Annotated in this window: 18 protein-coding genes and 2 pseudogenes; 5 read left to right on the top strand and 15 right to left on the bottom strand. The window is 58.7% G+C overall.

Annotation, left to right across the window (positions count from 1 at the left end; genetic code table 11):
• The first annotated feature begins 22 nt into the window (after positions 1 to 22).
• Both ACFJI0_RS00830 and ACFJI0_RS00835 read left to right on the top strand, forming a co-directional pair.
• A complete protein-coding gene (locus ACFJI0_RS00830; protein WP_382323102.1) occupies positions 23 to 550 on the top strand; it encodes a carboxymuconolactone decarboxylase family protein in 528 nt (175 codons plus the stop codon).
• 83 nt (positions 551 to 633) lie between these two features.
• Positions 634 to 1461 carry an MBL fold metallo-hydrolase gene (locus ACFJI0_RS00835; protein ID WP_382323103.1) on the top strand — a complete coding sequence of 276 codons (828 nt, stop codon included), beginning with the start codon at positions 634 to 636 and terminating at the stop codon, positions 1459 to 1461.
• Between the two features lie 105 nt (positions 1462 to 1566).
• Here the strand turns inward: ACFJI0_RS00835 and ACFJI0_RS00840 are convergent, their stop codons facing one another.
• Both ACFJI0_RS00840 and ACFJI0_RS00845 read right to left on the bottom strand, forming a co-directional pair.
• The gene (locus ACFJI0_RS00840; protein WP_382323104.1) at positions 1567 to 2289 is read right to left on the bottom strand and encodes a sulfite exporter TauE/SafE family protein; all 723 of its coding nucleotides are present in this window, start codon (positions 2287 to 2289) and stop codon (positions 1567 to 1569) included.
• An 11-nt stretch (positions 2290 to 2300) separates the two neighbouring features.
• Complete coding sequence (locus ACFJI0_RS00845) at positions 2301 to 3197, bottom strand: oxidoreductase (protein WP_382323105.1); 897 nt, start codon at positions 3195 to 3197, stop codon at positions 2301 to 2303.
• A gap of 133 nt (positions 3198 to 3330) precedes the next feature.
• On the opposite strand from ACFJI0_RS00845, the gene ACFJI0_RS00850 reads away from it, so the two are divergent.
• The 3 genes from ACFJI0_RS00850 to ACFJI0_RS00860 are packed head-to-tail and all read left to right on the top strand — an operon-like array spanning position 3331 to position 5019.
• Positions 3331 to 3684 (top strand): MurR/RpiR family transcriptional regulator, encoded by a 354-nt coding sequence (locus ACFJI0_RS00850; protein ID WP_382325859.1) that lies wholly within the window; start codon positions 3331 to 3333, stop codon positions 3682 to 3684.
• Entirely contained in the window at positions 3587 to 4159 is a 573-nt protein-coding gene (locus ACFJI0_RS00855; protein ID WP_382323106.1) for a MurR/RpiR family transcriptional regulator, read from the top strand. Before ACFJI0_RS00850 ends, ACFJI0_RS00855 begins: the two co-directional genes overlap by 98 nt.
• A complete protein-coding gene (locus ACFJI0_RS00860; RefSeq protein ID WP_382323107.1) occupies positions 4159 to 5019 on the top strand; it encodes an EamA family transporter in 861 nt (286 codons plus the stop codon). Before ACFJI0_RS00855 ends, ACFJI0_RS00860 begins: the two co-directional genes overlap by 1 nt.
• 184 nt (positions 5020 to 5203) lie before the next feature.
• Here ACFJI0_RS00860 and ACFJI0_RS00865 read toward each other — a convergent pair whose 3' ends face one another.
• From ACFJI0_RS00865 to ACFJI0_RS00925, 13 genes and pseudogenes are all read right to left on the bottom strand, one after another.
• Positions 5204 to 5617, bottom strand: a complete 414-nt coding sequence (locus ACFJI0_RS00865) for a LysR substrate-binding domain-containing protein (protein ID WP_382323108.1) — start codon at positions 5615 to 5617, stop codon at positions 5204 to 5206.
• Positions 5568 to 6077, bottom strand: a pseudogene (locus ACFJI0_RS00870) (LysR family transcriptional regulator); the annotation flags it as partial. The gene ACFJI0_RS00865 and the pseudogene ACFJI0_RS00870, both read right to left, overlap by 50 nt.
• 101 nt (positions 6078 to 6178) lie before the next feature.
• The gene (locus ACFJI0_RS00875) at positions 6179 to 7474 is read right to left on the bottom strand and encodes an iron-containing alcohol dehydrogenase (protein WP_382323109.1); all 1296 of its coding nucleotides are present in this window, start codon (positions 7472 to 7474) and stop codon (positions 6179 to 6181) included.
• An 87-nt stretch (positions 7475 to 7561) separates the two neighbouring features.
• Positions 7562 to 8284, bottom strand: a complete 723-nt coding sequence (locus ACFJI0_RS00880; RefSeq protein WP_382323110.1) for an ABC transporter ATP-binding protein — start codon at positions 8282 to 8284, stop codon at positions 7562 to 7564.
• Positions 8277 to 9029, bottom strand: a complete 753-nt coding sequence (locus tag ACFJI0_RS00885; RefSeq protein ID WP_382323111.1) for an ABC transporter ATP-binding protein — start codon at positions 9027 to 9029, stop codon at positions 8277 to 8279. The genes ACFJI0_RS00880 and ACFJI0_RS00885 overlap by 8 nt, the downstream gene beginning before the upstream one ends.
• Positions 9026 to 10042: a branched-chain amino acid ABC transporter permease gene (locus tag ACFJI0_RS00890; RefSeq protein ID WP_382323112.1), complete on the bottom strand. Its 1017-nt coding sequence runs from the start codon at positions 10040 to 10042 to the stop codon at positions 9026 to 9028. Before ACFJI0_RS00890 ends, ACFJI0_RS00885 begins: the two co-directional genes overlap by 4 nt.
• Entirely contained in the window at positions 10039 to 10908 is an 870-nt protein-coding gene (locus tag ACFJI0_RS00895) for a branched-chain amino acid ABC transporter permease (protein ID WP_382323113.1), read from the bottom strand. Before ACFJI0_RS00895 ends, ACFJI0_RS00890 begins: the two co-directional genes overlap by 4 nt.
• Positions 10909 to 10923: 15 nt before the next feature.
• The gene (locus ACFJI0_RS00900) at positions 10924 to 12102 is read right to left on the bottom strand and encodes an ABC transporter substrate-binding protein (RefSeq protein ID WP_382323114.1); all 1179 of its coding nucleotides are present in this window, start codon (positions 12100 to 12102) and stop codon (positions 10924 to 10926) included.
• A 102-nt stretch (positions 12103 to 12204) separates the two neighbouring features.
• Positions 12205 to 12825, bottom strand: coding sequence for an isochorismatase family protein (locus ACFJI0_RS00905; RefSeq protein ID WP_382323115.1), 621 nt, complete (start codon positions 12823 to 12825; stop codon positions 12205 to 12207).
• Positions 12822 to 13865, bottom strand: coding sequence for a 2,5-dihydroxypyridine 5,6-dioxygenase (locus ACFJI0_RS00910; protein WP_382323116.1), 1044 nt, complete (start codon positions 13863 to 13865; stop codon positions 12822 to 12824). Before ACFJI0_RS00910 ends, ACFJI0_RS00905 begins: the two co-directional genes overlap by 4 nt.
• Positions 13866 to 13888: 23 nt before the next feature.
• Positions 13889 to 14884: an amidohydrolase family protein gene (locus tag ACFJI0_RS00915; protein ID WP_382323117.1), complete on the bottom strand. Its 996-nt coding sequence runs from the start codon at positions 14882 to 14884 to the stop codon at positions 13889 to 13891.
• 17 nt (positions 14885 to 14901) lie between these two features.
• Positions 14902 to 15417, bottom strand: coding sequence for an aromatic-ring-hydroxylating dioxygenase subunit beta (locus ACFJI0_RS00920; RefSeq protein WP_382323118.1), 516 nt, complete (start codon positions 15415 to 15417; stop codon positions 14902 to 14904).
• Positions 15414 to 16725: pseudogene (locus ACFJI0_RS00925) on the bottom strand (Rieske 2Fe-2S domain-containing protein). Before ACFJI0_RS00925 ends, ACFJI0_RS00920 begins: the two are co-directional and overlap by 4 nt.
• Between the last annotated feature and the right edge of the window lies 1 nt (position 16726).

The raw sequence follows: 16726 nt of genomic DNA on the forward strand, positions 1-16726 counted from the left end.
AGGCGAATCGAGGGTATGCATCATGGCTTACATCGACTATCCGTCTCTTGAGACTCTCCCGCCAGACCTTCAGGAGATGCTCCGGGTGAAGGGGTCAAGTGTCTTGCAGATGTTGATGCATTCACCAGGGATAGCGCCTGATCTTATGGCCTTTGCAGAGGCTGTGAAGCAGAAGAACTCCCTGCCCGCTGACTTGATGGAGTTGGCTATCCTCCGTGTGGGGTACGCCTGCGATGCGATGTATGAAACCGACAGGCATGAGCGTTACGGCCGACTGGCTGGGTTGAGCAAGGCGGCGATAGAGGCAGCAAGATCTAACAAGGGCCTCGCTTCGATTCGCCCAATCGAGCGGGAAGTGATCTTCTTGGTGGATGACATTCTGAAGAACGATGGACTTTCTTCTGAAGGGCGCAAGCATGCGTTGCGAGTCTTCAAAACTGGGCAGGTCTCCGACCTAGTCTTGACTGTAGGTCTATACAAGTGCGTGTGCTACTTTCTACGGAGCTTTGGGGTTGACATTGAGACCTCGTTTGAGCCGCCTTCAATGTAGACCATGCGACGGGTTCGGACGCAACTCGCGGCGGGCGATTGAGAAGCCGTTACGTACTGTTGTAGAGGGAGACCCCAGGCTTCATGACTTTTTCCAGGAAAACAATGCCGAACTACATCTGTGAAACCTGCGGAACGCAATACGCAGAATCCGCGCAGCCGCCAGTGCAGTGTCCCGTCTGCGTGGATGACCGCCAGTACGTCGGGTGGGCGGGTCAGAAGTGGACCACGCACCATGCTTTGCTCGAGAAGCACAAGCTTCGCATCGAAGACGACTGTGGTCTGCTGGGTATTGGCATGCCGAATGGGTTTGCCATTCCGCAGCGGGCGCTTCTTCTGCCGACAGACGCCGGCAATATTCTTTGGGAATGCGTGAGCATGGTAACGGACGAGGCCGTTGCCGAAGTCAAGGCGCGTGGGGGAGTCGCGAAAATCATCATCTCCCATCCTCATTTCTACGCATCCATGATTGAATGGAGCGAGGCTTTGGGCGGTGTACCCATCCTTTTGAACGCGGCAGACAAAGCGTGGATTCAGCGTCAGGCGCCACAAATCGAGTTCTGGGCTGGGGACGTACACAAGGTCTCCGATCAAGTGACCCTCCTTCGTGTCGGTGGGCATTTTCCAGGGAGCTCGGTGCTTCATTGGAAGCAAGGACCACGAGTGGGTGGTGCGCTCTTTCCGGGCGATGCATTGCAAGTGGTGTACGACCGCCGGCACGTCTCGTTCATGTATAGCTATCCGAACTTCGTCCCAATGAAGACCAGTGACATCCGTGCAATACGTGATCGTTTGAGTGGCTATGATTTTGCGGACGTGTTCGGATTTACCTGGGGCCTAAACATCATCGGCGACGGGAGGGCAGCGGTGGACGCTTCATTCGATCGATTTTTAGCTGCGGTCGAGGGTTGAGGGCGGTCTGTTCAGACTACATTGCTGAAGCGTGATCCGCGCGCGAGGGAGCTTGACAAGCTTTCGGCAGGCGCCGTTGAGCATATAGACATTAGCCGTGCCAATTCATTCGGCGGCCAGTAGCATTCCTACGGCACCCGCGACGAGTACAGCGTCAATGAGGATCTCGAAGGTCTGCGCTCGGAGCCGCTGGACTAAATGTTTGGCGACCATAGAGCCGGCAAGCAATGCGATGCCAATCGTGAGTCCGCGTGCAACGACGGGTGGCGTTAGCACGCCAGAGACGCCAAAAGTCCCGAGCTTGCCTGCGTAGAGCAGTACTGCGCTTGCCGCCTCCGATCCGAGGAACGCTCCACCGCTCATTCCGTAGCCAGAAAACACAGGAACGCTAAGTGGCCCAGTGGAGAGCACCAATCCGGTGAGAAATCCAACGAGCGCTCCTGCGAAACCCATATGCCATGCGCTCAGTTGGAGGTGCGACCGCCTGATGAGGCGGCGCAGCGGGATCATCGCAAGAAAGAAGATGGCCAGGAACACGTCCACCACGGCGGGTGGAATTGTGAGCAGCGTGTGGGCGCCAAGCACGGCTGCGGGAACTCCAGTCACTGAATAGGCGAGCAGCGGCCTCCAACGGATCACATGCCACCAGACAATCACACGTCCGATGTTGCCGAACAAAGAGGCGATCGCCATGATGGGAACCGCGCTTCGAGGCCCGTACATGGTCACGAGGACGGGCAGCATGATCAACGACGAGCCTGTACCGACAACGCCGCTGAGAACTCCGGCACCGATCGCGAGGAGGAAAAGAAGGGAGAGCGTGATCATCGGCTGCAGGGTTAGCCAGGACCATCGCTTGCGGCAGCGAGGAGCGGTACAAGGACGTCGCTAATCGGAGTTTGAATGCTGTGATTCCTACCGCGACGCGCGAAGATGCCGTTGCGTATATCCCATTCAAGTGGCCGGCCGGCCTCTCGATCGGCGAGGATGGAAGTGCCCATGTCAGCGGGAGCCGCCTGGAACTTGTCGAGGAGTTCCAGCGGTACTTCATCGCCGAGTTCAGCGCCCTCTGCGCGGGCTACGGCCAGGCATTCCCGCAAATAGGCGAGGGCTAGCTCAGCGACGTCGGAGCGGCTAAACATCCCCGAGCGGCGGTGCGTGAGCGCCATGAGTCCGGCCACGGCGTTCTGCAGCAGCTTGCGCCAAGCCAGAGAACTGAAATTTGCGGCCAGGTCTACAGAACACCGCGTGCCTTGCAGCGCATCAGCCACCATATGGGAAGCCGAGATGTTTGGCAGACTGAGCCGCGCATCGCCGCGCAAGCACACAGAGCCATCTGATTGCGCCTGCGCTGGAAACCACACGACAGCGGGAACGATCTGTCCGCGTGGACAGTGCGGAGCGACTTGATTCAACTGTTCGACCCCGTTTTGTAGAACGCATACGACTGTCGCCGGCCCGGTCAGTGCCTTGAGCCATTCTGCTGCCGCATCAGTTTGTGTCGCCTTGACCGCGAGAAAGACGAGATCGACGGCGTTAGCGATCTGTGAGGGAGCTGTCTTGACTGGGCCAGGCACGGTGATGAGGCGATCACCATGCTGCAGCGTCAAGTGATCGCGGGGGGTACGGCCGCACAGTAACGGCGTGCGTTCTACCTCGTGCAGCATCGCCGCGACGGTGGTGCCGATGGCTCCGGGCCCGACCACGGCGACATTGGGTTTGACTTGGGTGTACATGAGAGCGGACTCCGTTGACGTGCATCTGCTCGAATGCTGGTTGTGCCTTCCGCAGACTTGATGTAATGTATTACACATGATTAATGATTTGTGTAACGGTGTTTCGGATGGCGAACGGCGGTTGCAGCAGTGGATGGGAAGCATCCAGGCCCGTTGCGGGGACCTTGCCGCGAGTGAGGCGAAGGTTGTCGAGCTCCTCCTGGCAGATCCCTTGTTTGTGGGTGCGAGCACGACCGCCCAGGTCGCCGCTCGCGCAGGCGTTTCACCACCGACCGTAGTCCGAGCCACGCGAGCGCTGGGATTCACAGGGTTTACCGAACTCAAGATCGAGATCGCCCGCGCTCGCGGCACAACTCAGTTTTTCGCGCCGCCTGAAGTACTCGCTGTGGATGCACCGTTGCGCGACCGTGCTCGAAACATCCATCCGCGCAGGCACCGATGCGCTGACCGCGCTCGGGGGCGCCGTCGAGCTTTCCGCGCTCGATGATGCGGTTGGCGCTATCCAACATGCGCGCCAGGTGATTGCATTCGGAGCTGGCCCTTCTGCGACGATTGCCGCCGATGCAGTCTTCCGGCTGCGTGCGGTTGGCGTGACGACCATCGGTATTCAGGACCATCTTTCGGCCATGATTGCCACGCGTCTCCTTGGCCCAGGCGATGTCGTGATTGCCATCAGTTCGACGGGGCGTACCTCAACGACGCTCGCCGTTGCAGATGCGGCAGCCTCTGCAGGAGCGTCGCTCATTGCCGTGACCAACCAGTACGGCACGCCGCTGGCGGCGCTCGCTGACATTGCGCTTGTAGTTGGCGGTGCCCCATTGCCATCTCAAATGGCAGCAGCGGGGAGTCGGCTGGCTCAGCTCGTCATCGTCGATGCGCTGGTTGCCGCTCTTGCGCTGCGCGATCCGGAGCGCGGCCGTAGGGCAGAGCGGGCAGGCATCGATTTGCCCGACATAACCTGATGCAGCCCTCCGCAGTTGCGATGGTTCTGTTTGCAGCAGTAGCGCATGCAGCGTGGAACCTGGCCTCCAAGTACAAGCGCGGAGATACCCTACTGTTCGTGTGGGCCTATTGCTGTGCGTCGGCGCTGTGGTGCGTACCGATCGGTGCGGCCTTTATTGTCAACGGAGCGCAGAAGCTCGATTGGTGGCTCGCTGTGGGCGCAGCCGTCTCCGCCATTTTGCACATCGCTTACTCCCTGACCTTGCAGGCCGGATACGACCGCGCTGAACTTGGCTTGGTTTATCCGGTAGCGCGCGGCACAGGGCCGATGCTCACGATGCTGCTAGCAGTCCTCCTGCTGGGGGAAAGCCTCACAACGGTCACCGTGCTTGGCGCGTTGCTCATCGTCACGGGCATCTTTGTGGTCGCCGGCAACCCATTCAGAAGTGGGAGTCATCGACCCATGCAGGGAGTGTTGTGGGGTTCCGCGACCGGCGCAGCCATTGCCAGCTACACACTCTGGGATAGCTATTCGGTCACATCGCTCCACTTGACGCCCGTGAGCTACTACGCGGGCACTCTGCTGCTGCAAAGCCTGGCCCTGACTCCAATCGCGCTGCGCCGACGGCATCGGATCAAAGCTACCTTGCGTACTGACGCAGTACCGATCCTAGTCGTGGCTGTTCTCTCACCGCTCGCTTACATCCTCGTTCTCACAGCTATGCAGAGCGCGCCAGTGGCACTCGTAGCTCCCCTGCGTGAGTCTTCCATTGTTATCGGCGCACTCCTTGCGTGCTGGCTCTTTGGCGAGAGCCATCTCCCGCGCCGAATTGCCGGGGCCGTGGTCGTGCTAGCTGGCATCGCGGTGGTCAGTCTGTGACGTTTTCACGAGAACAGCGCCCTGCAAGCTAAGGCAGCCCTGACTTAGTCTGCAACTGGTGCGGCACCTGAAATCCTTGACACGCGAGACGATTCAACCCGAATCGTCCTGGCAAAAGTCCTGTTGGAAAAGTCATGCAGTACCGCAACCCTGCTACCAAATCGGGGGCTTGTTCAGCGTCGCGTTAACGCACTGATCGAATCCAGTCACGAAAAAGTCGGACGGGTGTCGTGGTCGCTTTCATGGGGTCGCAGACAAGGTAGTAACCGAGTTCTGTTCTGGCGACGTGGTTTGCGGCAACCACGAGGCGCCCGATGCGCAGATCCTCTTCCACGTACGCTCGTTGAGCCATCGCGAAGCCAAGGCCATCTGCCGCTGCTTGGTAGCACAAGGCAGCATTGGCCAGCGTGATACCTCGCTGGCGCGGGGGGATCCGCCAAACCAGCGGAGCTGAACCATAGTGGCGATGCTTGTGGACGCAGCATGGAATGAAGCAGATTGACCTGCAGGAGGTCTTCAGCAGATCGCACCTGCGCAGCCAGACTGGGCGCACACACAGGAAGAAACTCATCGTCAAACAGGTGGTCCAGGTCGACATCGGTCCACTCGCCCATGCCGTGCCGGATAGCACAATCAGCTCCCTCAAGCCGGATGTCGTCAGCTATTGCGGTCGTTGCGATCTCCAGATCTATGTCGGGATGTTGTACGTAGAATCCTTGGAGGCGAGGGACGAGCCAGCGGATGGCCAGAGTGGGTGCCACCTTCAGGCGAAGCCTCTTTTCCGCTTGGTCGTCGGCCACCTCATTCAATGCATCGTTGAGGCGATCAAATGCATCTGAGACGCGGTGAGAAAGTCGTTCGCCCACCGCCGTCAGCTGGATTTCGCGCCCAGACTTTTGAAACAGCTGGGCGCCAAGTCCCTCTTCCAGATGCTTGATCTGCTGACTAACGGCGCCCGGTGTCACATGAAGCACCTGAGCGGCGCGCGAAACGCCCTTGGCACGACATACGGCATCGAACACCCTTAGCGGGCCCAGGAGTGTACGGAGGCCTTGCATTGTTTGACCTGAAGACTAGGCAGGCTCCGCTCTCGCTTGAGTCCGCTGTGTAGAGATTGCTCCAATTGGAGAGCGACCAGCCATCATGGTGGGGCAGCCTTTCATGATTGGACGAGACGCAGGACTGCACGCACGTCCGCCGCCGTCGTGATGGGACGAAGGTTGTTTCGTGTGACTTGAGGGTGGTCAAGTGCAGGTTGGATGAATGATTCCACCTGTTCGACGCTCAGTCCCAGATCTCGCAAACTGCGAGGCATGTCGAGTTCAGTGAGAAGGGTGAAAAGCACTTCGGAGAAAGGACCTTTTCGTCCCAATAGACTCCGAACATTTTTGTGCTGAGAAACAGCGTGGTTTTCCAACCATCGCGCCTGGGCCAGCATCAGGACGCAAGCCGCTTCGCTGTGAGGCACAGAGGCGAGGGGCCCCACGATGTGCACCATCCAGTGGCTGAAGCCGTGCGGCACCGACATCTGTCCCATGCCGGTGTACCAAGTCGCCAGTTGGCAGTTCGAGAATGCTTCAGAGTCTTCGCTGTTTCTCATGCGCGGTAAGTTCTCGACATAGAGCTGGATTGCCTTTTCCGCCAGCAGACTTGCAAAGGGATGCGGTTGGGTGGAGCACACCGTGTTGATGGCATGGTCCAGCCCGCGAATACCGGTAGCTAACAGCAGCGAAAGAGGCGTGCGAGCCAAAAGCTCCGGGTCATAGACAATCCCGCGCGGCGCTCCATCGGTCACTAGGAAGCGTGCCTTCAGTTGGGTCTGGTCATCAATAGGCGTTCCAGCCGGGGTCCATTCCGAGGTGGAGAGGGTCGTCGGTACGGCTATCTGCCTAATGCTGGGCGTGTGGAACGATGCGGCGAGCATTTCCGTTCCATCCGCAGACATCCTCATTTGCAATTTCAGCAGGGCATCGCGGTCGAAAACCCGCTCGGTGATGCATAACTGGATGACCTTGCACATGTCCATGACCGAACCGCCGCCCACCGAGACGATTACGTCGGCCTTGTATGCATCCACCTCGCGAGCGCCGGAAAGCACGTTGGACAGCGGGGAGTGTTCGCCAACCGCATCAGTGATACCGACACAACGCTCACCTAACGATGCAGCAAGTCCACGAATCGTGTCGGTACGCTCGTTGAGTGTTCGAGAGCAGACGATGAACGCGCGCTTGTAGCCAAACCAGTCCAACAGCTCTAGCACGCCCACGTCCAGAGACGTTCGATGCAGGATTCGGTCGTGGCCAGAAAATCGATAGCGCGTGCCGTCCGTTTGCACCTTTGTCGTTTCTGACGGTTTTTCGTCATCTTTCACGCAGAGTCTCCGTGCCAATTTTGGCTGCGTGGGTGCGAGGTCGGTTCGAGCACTTGGCAGCAGCAGATCGGTGAGACCGTTCATGGAGCCAATCAAGCATACCGCGCAGGTACGCAGATTCCGCTCTTCGCTTGGAGTGTGGAGCGCCTTCCATGTAGACAGGAAACGGTCTTAGCACTTCTGAATGCCGATGGTTCGGTTGAGTAGGTCCTCTTCATCGCGAAGCGCTGACGCCGAGCCCGAGTAAGCGGCGATGCCACGCTCCAGAACGATGACGTTCTTGGAAAACTCCAGAACGACGTCCACGTGCTGCTCCACGAGGACGCAGCCGACCCCCAGCTTCTCGCTCATCTGAACGATGGCATCCATCAACTCCTCACGCACCATCGGGGCCAAACCTTCCAGCGGCTCGTCGAGCAGCAGAATGCGAGGCTGCCCGACAAGGGACCGTGCCACGGATAGCATTTGCTGCTCGCCTCCCGAGAGTTGCGAGCCGCCATTTCGTCGCCTTTCCTTGAGGCGTGGAAATAGGGCATAGATTGGTGGCAGGGCAACGCTCGCCGAGCGACCCTGCAGACCCGACAGCAGGTTCTCTTCCACCGTCAGCGAAGGAAAGATGTCGCGGCTTTGCGGTACGTAACCTAGACCGGCACGGGCGCGCGCATACGTACTCGCGCTGCTTATGTCTTTTCCACCGAATTCAATACGTCCCTTCATCAGATCGGCCAGACCCATCGCCGTCGCTAGCGTCGTTGTCTTGCCCGCGCCGTTGCGCCCGATTAGCCCAAGCCGCTCACCTTCGCGAACGCTGAAGCTGAGATGCTCGACGACCGGAACGCGGCCATAGCCAGTTGTCACGTTGTCGAACCGAAGTTCAATGTTGGCTTTAGGCATGACCGTCTCGTCCGAAGTAGATTTGTTTGACTTGTTCGTTTGCGGCAACTTCTTGCGGTGAACCCTCGACCAGCACGGCACCTGCAACGAGGACGATGATGTGCGAGGCGAACCGGAACACCAAGTCCATGTCATGCTCAATAAGAAGAACCGACAGATCTTTTGGCAGACTCTCGACAGCGTCCATGATGCGACCGCCTTCGCCTTGTGGAACTCCTGCACCAGGCTCGTCAAGAAGCAGCACTTCAGGCCTCATCGCGAGAGCCAGGGCGATTTCCGCCAGGCGCTGCTCGCCGAGGGCCAATTGCCCCACTACCCGGTTCGCAAAAGGCTGTAGACCCAACAGTCCGAGCGTTTCGTAGACCTCCTCGCGAACCTGCGCGGACCGCTTTGGGGAGGGCCACCACTGCATGGATGTGCGGTGCCGCTGCAGTACGGCGACCTTGACGTTTTCCTCTACCGTGAGTTCTTTGAACAGACGGCTAATCTGGAAAGTGCGGACGATGCCTTTGCGCACGCGCGCGTACTGTGGCAACTGGACGATAGAGCTGCCATCAAGGAGGATGTCACCGGACAGCGGGCGCTGCGTCCCACTTAACAAATTCACCAAGGTCGTCTTGCCGGCTCCATTCGGCCCGATCAATGCTGTGCGGGCGCCCTTGGCGAGATTGAGCGAGACGTTCTGAGTAACTGCCAGGCCACCGAAGGCGTGGCACAGGTTCTTGGTTTGAAGTCGGTAGGTCATTTCTTGGCCCCTCCGCTCGTGCCCAGCTGCTTTGCGTACGCCGTGGCGCGGTCCAGAAGACCAATAAGACCTTCAGGCAGGACGATGAGTACGACGATCAGCATCGATCCAATGATGAACAGCCAGTGATAGGGGTTCATGGTTGATGCAATGTGATGGATCGTCATGTACGCGACGGTGCCGAGAACTGCACCAGAGAGACGACGGGTGCCGCCCAATACGATCATGACCACGACACCAGCCGATGTCGTGAAGTCCAGCATGAAGAGATTTGCCACCTTGCTCGTTTGAGCCGTCAAAGCTCCTGCAAGCCCTGCCACGATGCCGCCGACGGTGTACACCGCCAGCAAGTGCAGGTAGACGCGTCCCCCCAACGCCTGGACTCGGCCCGGGTCCTGCCGGATCGCCTTGGCCGTCAGACCGAAAGGCGACTCCACCAGATTGCGCACCAGGAAGTACACGAGGACCAATGCACCCAGCGCATAGAAGTAGCCAGTGTGACCACGGAAATTGAATTCCCAGATGCCGAACAGAGGGCCGATGTTGAACCCCGCCAGACCATCGTCTCCACCAGTCAGCCACCTGGCCCAGTTGGCCAATTCGAGCAGCAGTTGAGCCACCGCAATAGTTAGCATGACGAGCGTGAGCTTGGTCGACCGCAGCATCACGGCACCGCTCAGCAGCGCGATCAATCCTCCACCCAGTGCACCCAGTAGCAGTCCAACGATAGGATCGTTTGTCAGGTACAGCGCTGTCCAACCCGCCACGTATGCGCCGCTGCCGTATAGCGCGGCTTGACCAAGGGTCGTGATGCCTGCCTGGCCGAGAACGAGGCTCAACGACAGAGCAAAGATGGACATCGTTGCCATGTTGGTCAGCAACCCTAGGTCTTGGGGAAATAGGACGAATGCCAACAACCCCACCAGGATCAACACCATCTCGACACGAAACTGCATCCACGGGCGGGTTGGCGGTTGAGTGACCGCCGCCAAGGGCGGACTCACCGCGCTCATGCCTGCCTCCCGAATAGACCGTGCGGCCGCACGAGCAAGACGATGATCATTGTCATAAAAAACGCAGCGGATGCGAGCTGCGGAACCATGTACTTCATGGAGGTCTCCACAATGCCAAGCAGCAACGCTGCAAAAAATGAGCCAAACAGATTCCCGTTACCCCCGACGGCCACGACAGCCAAGAGGATCACGAGGTACTTGGAGGCGTAGGTAGGCTCCATCGGCAACAACTCCGCGCCAGCTATTCCCCCCAACGCCGCAAGTGCTGCGCCGATTGCAAAGGTGGCCGCGTAGATCTTTGTCGTGTCGATACCGATGGCCCGTGCGATGGGTGCGTTGTCGACTGAGGCGCGCACCCTAATGCCAAACGATGATCGATCTACTGTTAGCCAGAGAACGGTCACGACCACGAGCCCACAGGCGACAACAATGAGCCGATGTCGAGGTATTGAGCGAAAACCCAGGTCTACCGAACCGGTGAATGCTTCGGGAAGCGCGACGGACGTCACGGTGGACCCGAACATTAGGTTGACTGCAGCCGTCGCAACAAACATCAGCCCGATAGTCACCAACATCTGGTCGAGATCGTCGCGCCGGTAGAACCGGCGCAACAGGATGCGCTCGAACAACACTGCCACGACGCTAACCACGGCGATTGCTAGAACGAAGCCCAGCCCGATAGGAACGCCTAGGCGTGCCGGGATGCTGGCCGCAAGAAACCCGCCGAGCATCGCAAAGGCTCCGTGAGCCAGGTTTACGACCCGCATCAGACCCATGGTCATTGACAGGCCCACGGAGATCATGAACAGGATCATGGCGTACGTGATCCCGTCAATCAAAATGCTGCTAAGAAGCGCAACAGACATGCTGGAGTCTCTGCGTTACTTGGAGACGTTCTGAATGCGACCGTAGTCGGGCTGCATCTCGAAAGTCCGGAATTCCCGGTTGACGAATCGACCGGAAGCATCCTTCTCGACCACGCGCATGTAGACGTTCTGCACAAACTCGCGGGATGCGGGGTCGATCTTCACCGGGCCACGTGGGCTTTCCCACGAAAAGCCTTTGGCTGCCGCCAGTGCCTTGGCCCCATCGGGCTTGCCATTCGTTGCTTTGACCATGTGATAGATGACGTGCAGCCCATCAAAAGCGTTCGCCAACTGGACCGTCGGAATAGCCCTGGGTGCCACTTCGCCCAGAGTCTTGATGACGGCGTTGTTCAGCGGCGAGTTGTGTGAAGCGGAATAGAACATCCCGGTCTCAATGCCCAGCAACTCCGGTCCGATCGCACGAAGTTGATCTTCATCGGTTTCCCCGGTGCCAAGGAAGCGAACACCCGCAGCCCTCAATCCTGCTTCGTTGTAGGCTTTGATCATTGCGTAGGTGGCGGGGCCGCCCGGACCGAAGACATAGAGGGCATCGGGTTTGAGCGCCTTCACGCGCTGCATCAAAGGACCGAAGTCAGTCGTCTTCAGCGGAGCGCGGATGGCTTCGAGCAATTTGCCACCGCCGCTCACGAACTCGGTGTTAAAGGCCTTTTCCGCATCCAGGCCCGGGCCGAAGTCACTGACCAGAGATACGACGCTCTTCACGTTTTTCTCAAGTGCGTACTTCGCGACGGGCACAGCCATCTGTGGCAGCGTGTACGAGGTTCGCAGCAAGTAGTCCGACTTCTCGAGAAGCGAAGAAGTTGACGCGTTGAAGATCACCACGGGCACCTTGGCTTCTTGTGCCAGCGCAGCGACGGCCAAGGTGTCAGGCGTGAAATAGAGGCCGGCGATGTACTGAGCGCCTTCCTTGATGATGAGCTCCTGCGCCAGTGCCTTTGCTTGCGCAGGGTTGATTTCCGGAAGGTCGCGGAAGATGAGTTGAATCGTATGCCCCCCGGCCGTCGTGCCATTGAGCTTCTGATACGTCTTGGTGGCACCTTCCCAGGTTTGACCTACTGCAGAAAAAGGGCCAGACATGGGCGCGATGACACCGACCTTGATGACGTCGGCATGGCTTGGGAGAGCGATAGCCGCGAGGGATACCGCAAGTGCGGCAACGAGCTTGATGGTCATTTCTTTCTCCTGGTAGTGGGGATTGCTGGCACGGAATGCGCCGATTTGCTGACGGACGGGACTTTTGAATGAGGGGAGGGGGCAGGGTGAGAGGCTTTGTTCTTATGCGGCAGTTGCTTCGAGGGCAACATCACGGGGCATCAAGGTCGCGTACTTCTGATTCATGTCGAAAAGATTGGCGTCGTGCGCCTGTAGCGACCTGTCGCCGACGCAGTCAGTGACAACGAGCGGGCGGAATCCATGGCACATTGCGTCAACCACACTCGCGCGGACACAGCCGCTGGTTGTGCAGCCCGCGATCAACAGGGTCTGGACTCCGCGTTGAGCAAACCAGGCTGCCAGCGGAGTACCGAAAAATGCCGAAGGATTGGTCTTGCGAAGCACCAGCTCGCCGCTGACAGGTTGAAGCTGCGAGACGATCTGGCTTTCTGGTGCGTGCTCGCGCAGGCTTAGCAAGGACGGAACCTTGAGCGCCATGACAGTTGCGTCTGCTCCATCGTCCTGGTACACGACGCGCGTGTGCACGACAGGCCAGCTGCGATTTCGTGCCGCTGCCAAAAGGCCGCGTGTGCATTCAATGGCCTTGTCTATGTTGCCGCCGCCGAACGTGAGCGGATCGGCAAATCCATTGACGAAGTCGACTATCAGCAGACCAAACGGCGCCTTGGGCGCAAGGGCGTTGCCGAAGCCCTGCTTCTGATAGATGTCGTGATCGTGGCTCATTGAAAGGCCTCTTCAATGACTTTGCCATCCTGAACCACGACGATGTCATCGAGCTTCACCGTGCAGTTGCGCAAAGGAATATCGAGGTGACACGGCGTTGTGCGAGGGCCGCCGGCCTCGTTGTTGGGACCCAACGAGAATAGGAAGTTGCCCTCGAACGCGCGCGCATCCTGACCTGTTGTCGCCTCGCGGTCCATCAGCGAAAGCGTGTGCCAGTAGCAACGTGGCTGCATTCCCCAGCCGATGTGCGCAATAGCGTAGGCTTCGGGGTCTTTGTAGGCCTCCATGAATTCGCGCAACATGGCGGCATCGAGATCACCTTCAATGCTGCGCACGAAACCGTCGCGCAAATTCATCGTGATCTTGTCGGAGACGTAGTTCCTCTGTGGCAGAAGGATGTCGCCGCGATCGACCACGATGGTGCCGTTGCTGCCGCCTTCGTTGGCGAAGGTAAAAAGGAAGCCACTGGGCCAGTGATCCCAGCGCCCAGGTTCCTCGCAGAATCCATACTCGCAGATGGTCGGGAAATCTCCGAGCTGGAACGTCACATCCGTGCCAGCAGGCGACGTGACGTGCATCTTTTTCGCCTTTTTGAGGAGCTTCGATGCAGCCAACACGCGTTTGCGATCGTCCTCAGTCGGAATTGCTCGCACCAGTACTTCGGGTGGCTCCGCGACCAAGAGGATTTTTGTTCCTGACTCGAGGATTTCCATCTGTTCGGGAGAGAACAACAGAACCATCAAGTCAAGGACGAGATCACTGTTTTTCATTGCCGCGAGCGCAACTGGATTGTTCGATAGGGGTGTCTCGCCCAAGTAGTTCATCCGGTCACGGCTGGTTGCCTTCTCCGCGTTGATGGGCTGAAGCTCGATCTTGGTGACGATCGCACCGGCTGCCTGCGCTGCAATCGTCGCCGTCTGCAGCGTTTGCGGATGCGTATGAGGCCCACACAGGATCGAGACTTTTTGTCCGCGCTCCACCTTGCTGAGCTTCAGAACTTCGTCCCAAGCCTTGACCAATTGATAATCACTGACTGGCATTTTTCGTCCTTTGGTTTGAGGTGTTAGATCTGCAGGAGCGCAAGCTCTTCCGTGCTGCCCATCCTGAAGAGTCGGCGTGCATTGCCATGGCACACCAGAGCACGGGTTCTCTCGTTAAGCGGCGCTTCCTCGATGAAGCGGCAGGCTTCGGCGGTCGACTCGTAGGGGTAGTCGACTGAGAAGAGCACTGCATGGGCCCCGAGCTCGCCGATCGCCCCTGCCAATGCCGGCGCAGAGCACACGCCAGAGGTGGTAATGAGGATGTTGGTTCCGATGTACTCGCTAGGCTTGCGAGCCAGCTTGATGCCAAACGGATACGCGGCAAACCGGCTGTCTATGCGCCAGCGCTGGTATGGCAGGGCCTCCCCCATGTGACCCAGAAGAAGATTCAGACGTGGGAAACGGTCGAACACTCCTCCGAACAACAGTCGCAGCGCATGACCTGCTGTTTCCACACCCCAACCCCAGGCAGCTCCTTGAAGAATTGGCATGCCCTCCAGCAGCGCCGGCGGTTGGCTAAACGCATTGGGATGCAGATAGATGGGGACGCCGAGCGCTTGCGCGCGCTCCCAAAACACATCGAATTCCGCACCTTCGTAGTAGCGTCCCAGGGTGTGGCCGTTGATCATTGCGCCCTTGAAGCCGTACTCGACGACGGTGCGTTCCAGCTCATTGGCTGCGGCCTTGGGGTCTTGCAGAGCCACATGGGCGAAGGCTCCGTAGCGTTTCGGATGGCGCGCCACGCGCTCGACGAGGAACTCGTTGTTCTCGCGTGCCCGGCGGATGGCAGTGTCGCTATCTGCCTCGGCCTGTACACCGGGCATCGTTTGCGACAGCACCACGTATTCAATGTTTCCCGCGTCCATCTCTTCGAGACGCTGGTCATCAAAATCGGTCAGCCTGGCGTCGAGCTTGGCGACGAAGTCAGCCGGCAGCGCTCGCGTGTATTTGGCGTAGTAGTCGTCGAAGCCGGGAGCGGAGAAATGCTCTTCGAGCGCAATTTTTGGGGTCTTGTTCATGCTGATCCTAGGTAGCCTCAGACCGGGTAGGCCAAGGCGGTATCAAGAATTTCCGTGTCGTGCACCACTTCTCGGCTGGCAATGAGCAGCCGGTCACCTTCGCGTACGAAACGGTCGTGGTAAATGCCTGCCAGGTGCACCGTGGAGGGGCCCTCGACAAGGGTCTGCATCAGGATGAACGGCGTCTGGGAACTCACCGTGTTGCCCGCTTCATGCAGTACACGCGTGATTCCCAGCACATGCAGAATGTGCCGTGGCGCAAACATCTGGGAGTGCGCGACGGCCTGGGCGCGGTCAATGATCATGTCGAGCCCTTCGCAATAGATGAGCCCCACAGGCATGTTCAGAAGTGCGTTGTGGCGCGAGGTGACACGGTACGTGGCTTCCTTGCTGAAGAAGTCTGGCCAACGTTCGACATCGTTGGCGTCGAGCGCGGCGCAGTAGTCCACGTGGAAGGACTCGATCTCGGCGCGCAGCTCGGCAGCGCGTTGAGGCGGCACATCGGATTTGGTGTAGGTGAGCCGCTCTTTCATGCTGCTTTCTCCGCGACACGGATATCCATGACTTCCCGGTAGTACTGATAGAGGGAGCGGATGCAGGACTCTGAAATCAGGTTTCGTGCCGAGCCTTGGTGGCCGGCATCGAGCTTGACGACGTTGTTGTCGGTTGACGAGTTGCGAAGACCTTCCTGAACGAACTTCAATGCCTCGTTGTCTTCGAGCCCGAGAAAGCCGGCCGGGCCCATCAAGTTGCCCTGGCGAAGACGGTGGCGCGTCATTTCAGGTGTGTCGTCTTCGTAGCCGAACATGGTCCACTGCATCACCATGCTGTTCGGGCCATTCGGAATAATCTGGCGCACGCCCATCGTGTTCATCTGGCGCTGAACAATCAGGTTTGCGCAGCATGGTCATCATGTTGGCGGACCAGGGCGACTTGAATTCGCGCACGTAGTCCAGGAAACGTTCGTCGCGCAGCCTGAGGTTGTCGCTAAACGAACGCATCTCCGCCTTGTCGTCTGCAGCGACCGTGGCATAGACCTCGTCTGGCTTGGCCGATGCCATGAATCCGTGGCGACCATGCTCCTTGTCTGCGACCACGGTTGATTTGATGCCTGGAACCAGCAGGCCGAATACCACTAGAAACGAATGCAGTAGCGTTGCGTGGTAAGGATCCTTGAGGTTCTCGTGGTACATCTTCCAGTTGCATGGAAGTTCGTTGCGGCAGTAGCCCAGGATCTTGAGCTTCTTGCCTGAGAAAGGAACGTCGAACTCCTCGACGATTTCCTTGGTCATGTACTCCTCGAGCGGAGGGGTCTTGTCCGAATAGGTGGCGAACACCACGCCGTTTCGTGTTGCCACGCGCAACTGGCGAGTGCCGTGGTCGGCGTTTTTGAAGTCGGCAGGCATGCCGCCTACCTTGTTGATGCCACGCTTGAAAGGCACACCCTGCAGGTTCCCCTTGAGGTCGTAAGACCATTGGTGATAGGGGCAGACGAATTCCTTTGTATTTCCCTGGCTGGAGCGGCAGAACTCCGCACCTCGATGGGCGCATCGGTTCTCGAAGACAGAGATCGTGTTGTCCTCTGCGCGCACTATCACCACGGAGGTGGCGCCGACATAGCCACGCTTGTAGTCGCCAGGATTGGGAATCTCCGCTTCTAGGGCGACAAAGTTCCAAGTGTCTCCTCGGAAGATGCGTTCGATCTCCTGGTCATAGATGGCCTGGCTCGTGTAGACCCAGTCTGGAATGTTGTTCAGGGCGTCGGCGGGCCAGACACACTGCTCCAAGGGCGGGTTCTTTTTGGCATTCGTTATGCCGATGACCGCCTGCGATTGATACATG

The organism is Hydrogenophaga sp. UC242_53 (genome assembly GCF_042696965.1).
Lineage (GTDB): Bacteria > Pseudomonadota > Gammaproteobacteria > Burkholderiales > Burkholderiaceae_C > Hydrogenophaga.

Coding starts and splice junctions, on each gene's coding strand:
- ACFJI0_RS00830 (WP_382323102.1), top strand. CDS start 23: ATGGCTTACATCGACTATCCGTCTCTTGAGACTCTCCCGCCAGACCTT.
- ACFJI0_RS00835 (WP_382323103.1), top strand. CDS start 634: ATGACTTTTTCCAGGAAAACAATGCCGAACTACATCTGTGAAACCTGC.
- ACFJI0_RS00840 (WP_382323104.1), bottom strand. CDS start 2,289: ATGATCACGCTCTCCCTTCTTTTCCTCCTCGCGATCGGTGCCGGAGTT.
- ACFJI0_RS00845 (WP_382323105.1), bottom strand. CDS start 3,197: ATGTACACCCAAGTCAAACCCAATGTCGCCGTGGTCGGGCCCGGAGCC.
- ACFJI0_RS00850 (WP_382325859.1), top strand. CDS start 3,331: ATGGGAAGCATCCAGGCCCGTTGCGGGGACCTTGCCGCGAGTGAGGCG.
- ACFJI0_RS00855 (WP_382323106.1), top strand. CDS start 3,587: ATGCACCGTTGCGCGACCGTGCTCGAAACATCCATCCGCGCAGGCACC.
- ACFJI0_RS00860 (WP_382323107.1), top strand. CDS start 4,159: ATGCAGCCCTCCGCAGTTGCGATGGTTCTGTTTGCAGCAGTAGCGCAT.
- ACFJI0_RS00865 (WP_382323108.1), bottom strand. CDS start 5,617: ATGTCGACCTGGACCACCTGTTTGACGATGAGTTTCTTCCTGTGTGTG.
- ACFJI0_RS00875 (WP_382323109.1), bottom strand. CDS start 7,474: ATGAACGGTCTCACCGATCTGCTGCTGCCAAGTGCTCGAACCGACCTC.
- ACFJI0_RS00880 (WP_382323110.1), bottom strand. CDS start 8,284: ATGCCTAAAGCCAACATTGAACTTCGGTTCGACAACGTGACAACTGGC.
- ACFJI0_RS00885 (WP_382323111.1), bottom strand. CDS start 9,029: ATGACCTACCGACTTCAAACCAAGAACCTGTGCCACGCCTTCGGTGGC.
- ACFJI0_RS00890 (WP_382323112.1), bottom strand. CDS start 10,042: ATGAGCGCGGTGAGTCCGCCCTTGGCGGCGGTCACTCAACCGCCAACC.
- ACFJI0_RS00895 (WP_382323113.1), bottom strand. CDS start 10,908: ATGTCTGTTGCGCTTCTTAGCAGCATTTTGATTGACGGGATCACGTAC.
- ACFJI0_RS00900 (WP_382323114.1), bottom strand. CDS start 12,102: ATGACCATCAAGCTCGTTGCCGCACTTGCGGTATCCCTCGCGGCTATC.
- ACFJI0_RS00905 (WP_382323115.1), bottom strand. CDS start 12,825: ATGAGCCACGATCACGACATCTATCAGAAGCAGGGCTTCGGCAACGCC.
- ACFJI0_RS00910 (WP_382323116.1), bottom strand. CDS start 13,865: ATGCCAGTCAGTGATTATCAATTGGTCAAGGCTTGGGACGAAGTTCTG.
- ACFJI0_RS00915 (WP_382323117.1), bottom strand. CDS start 14,884: ATGAACAAGACCCCAAAAATTGCGCTCGAAGAGCATTTCTCCGCTCCC.
- ACFJI0_RS00920 (WP_382323118.1), bottom strand. CDS start 15,417: ATGAAAGAGCGGCTCACCTACACCAAATCCGATGTGCCGCCTCAACGC.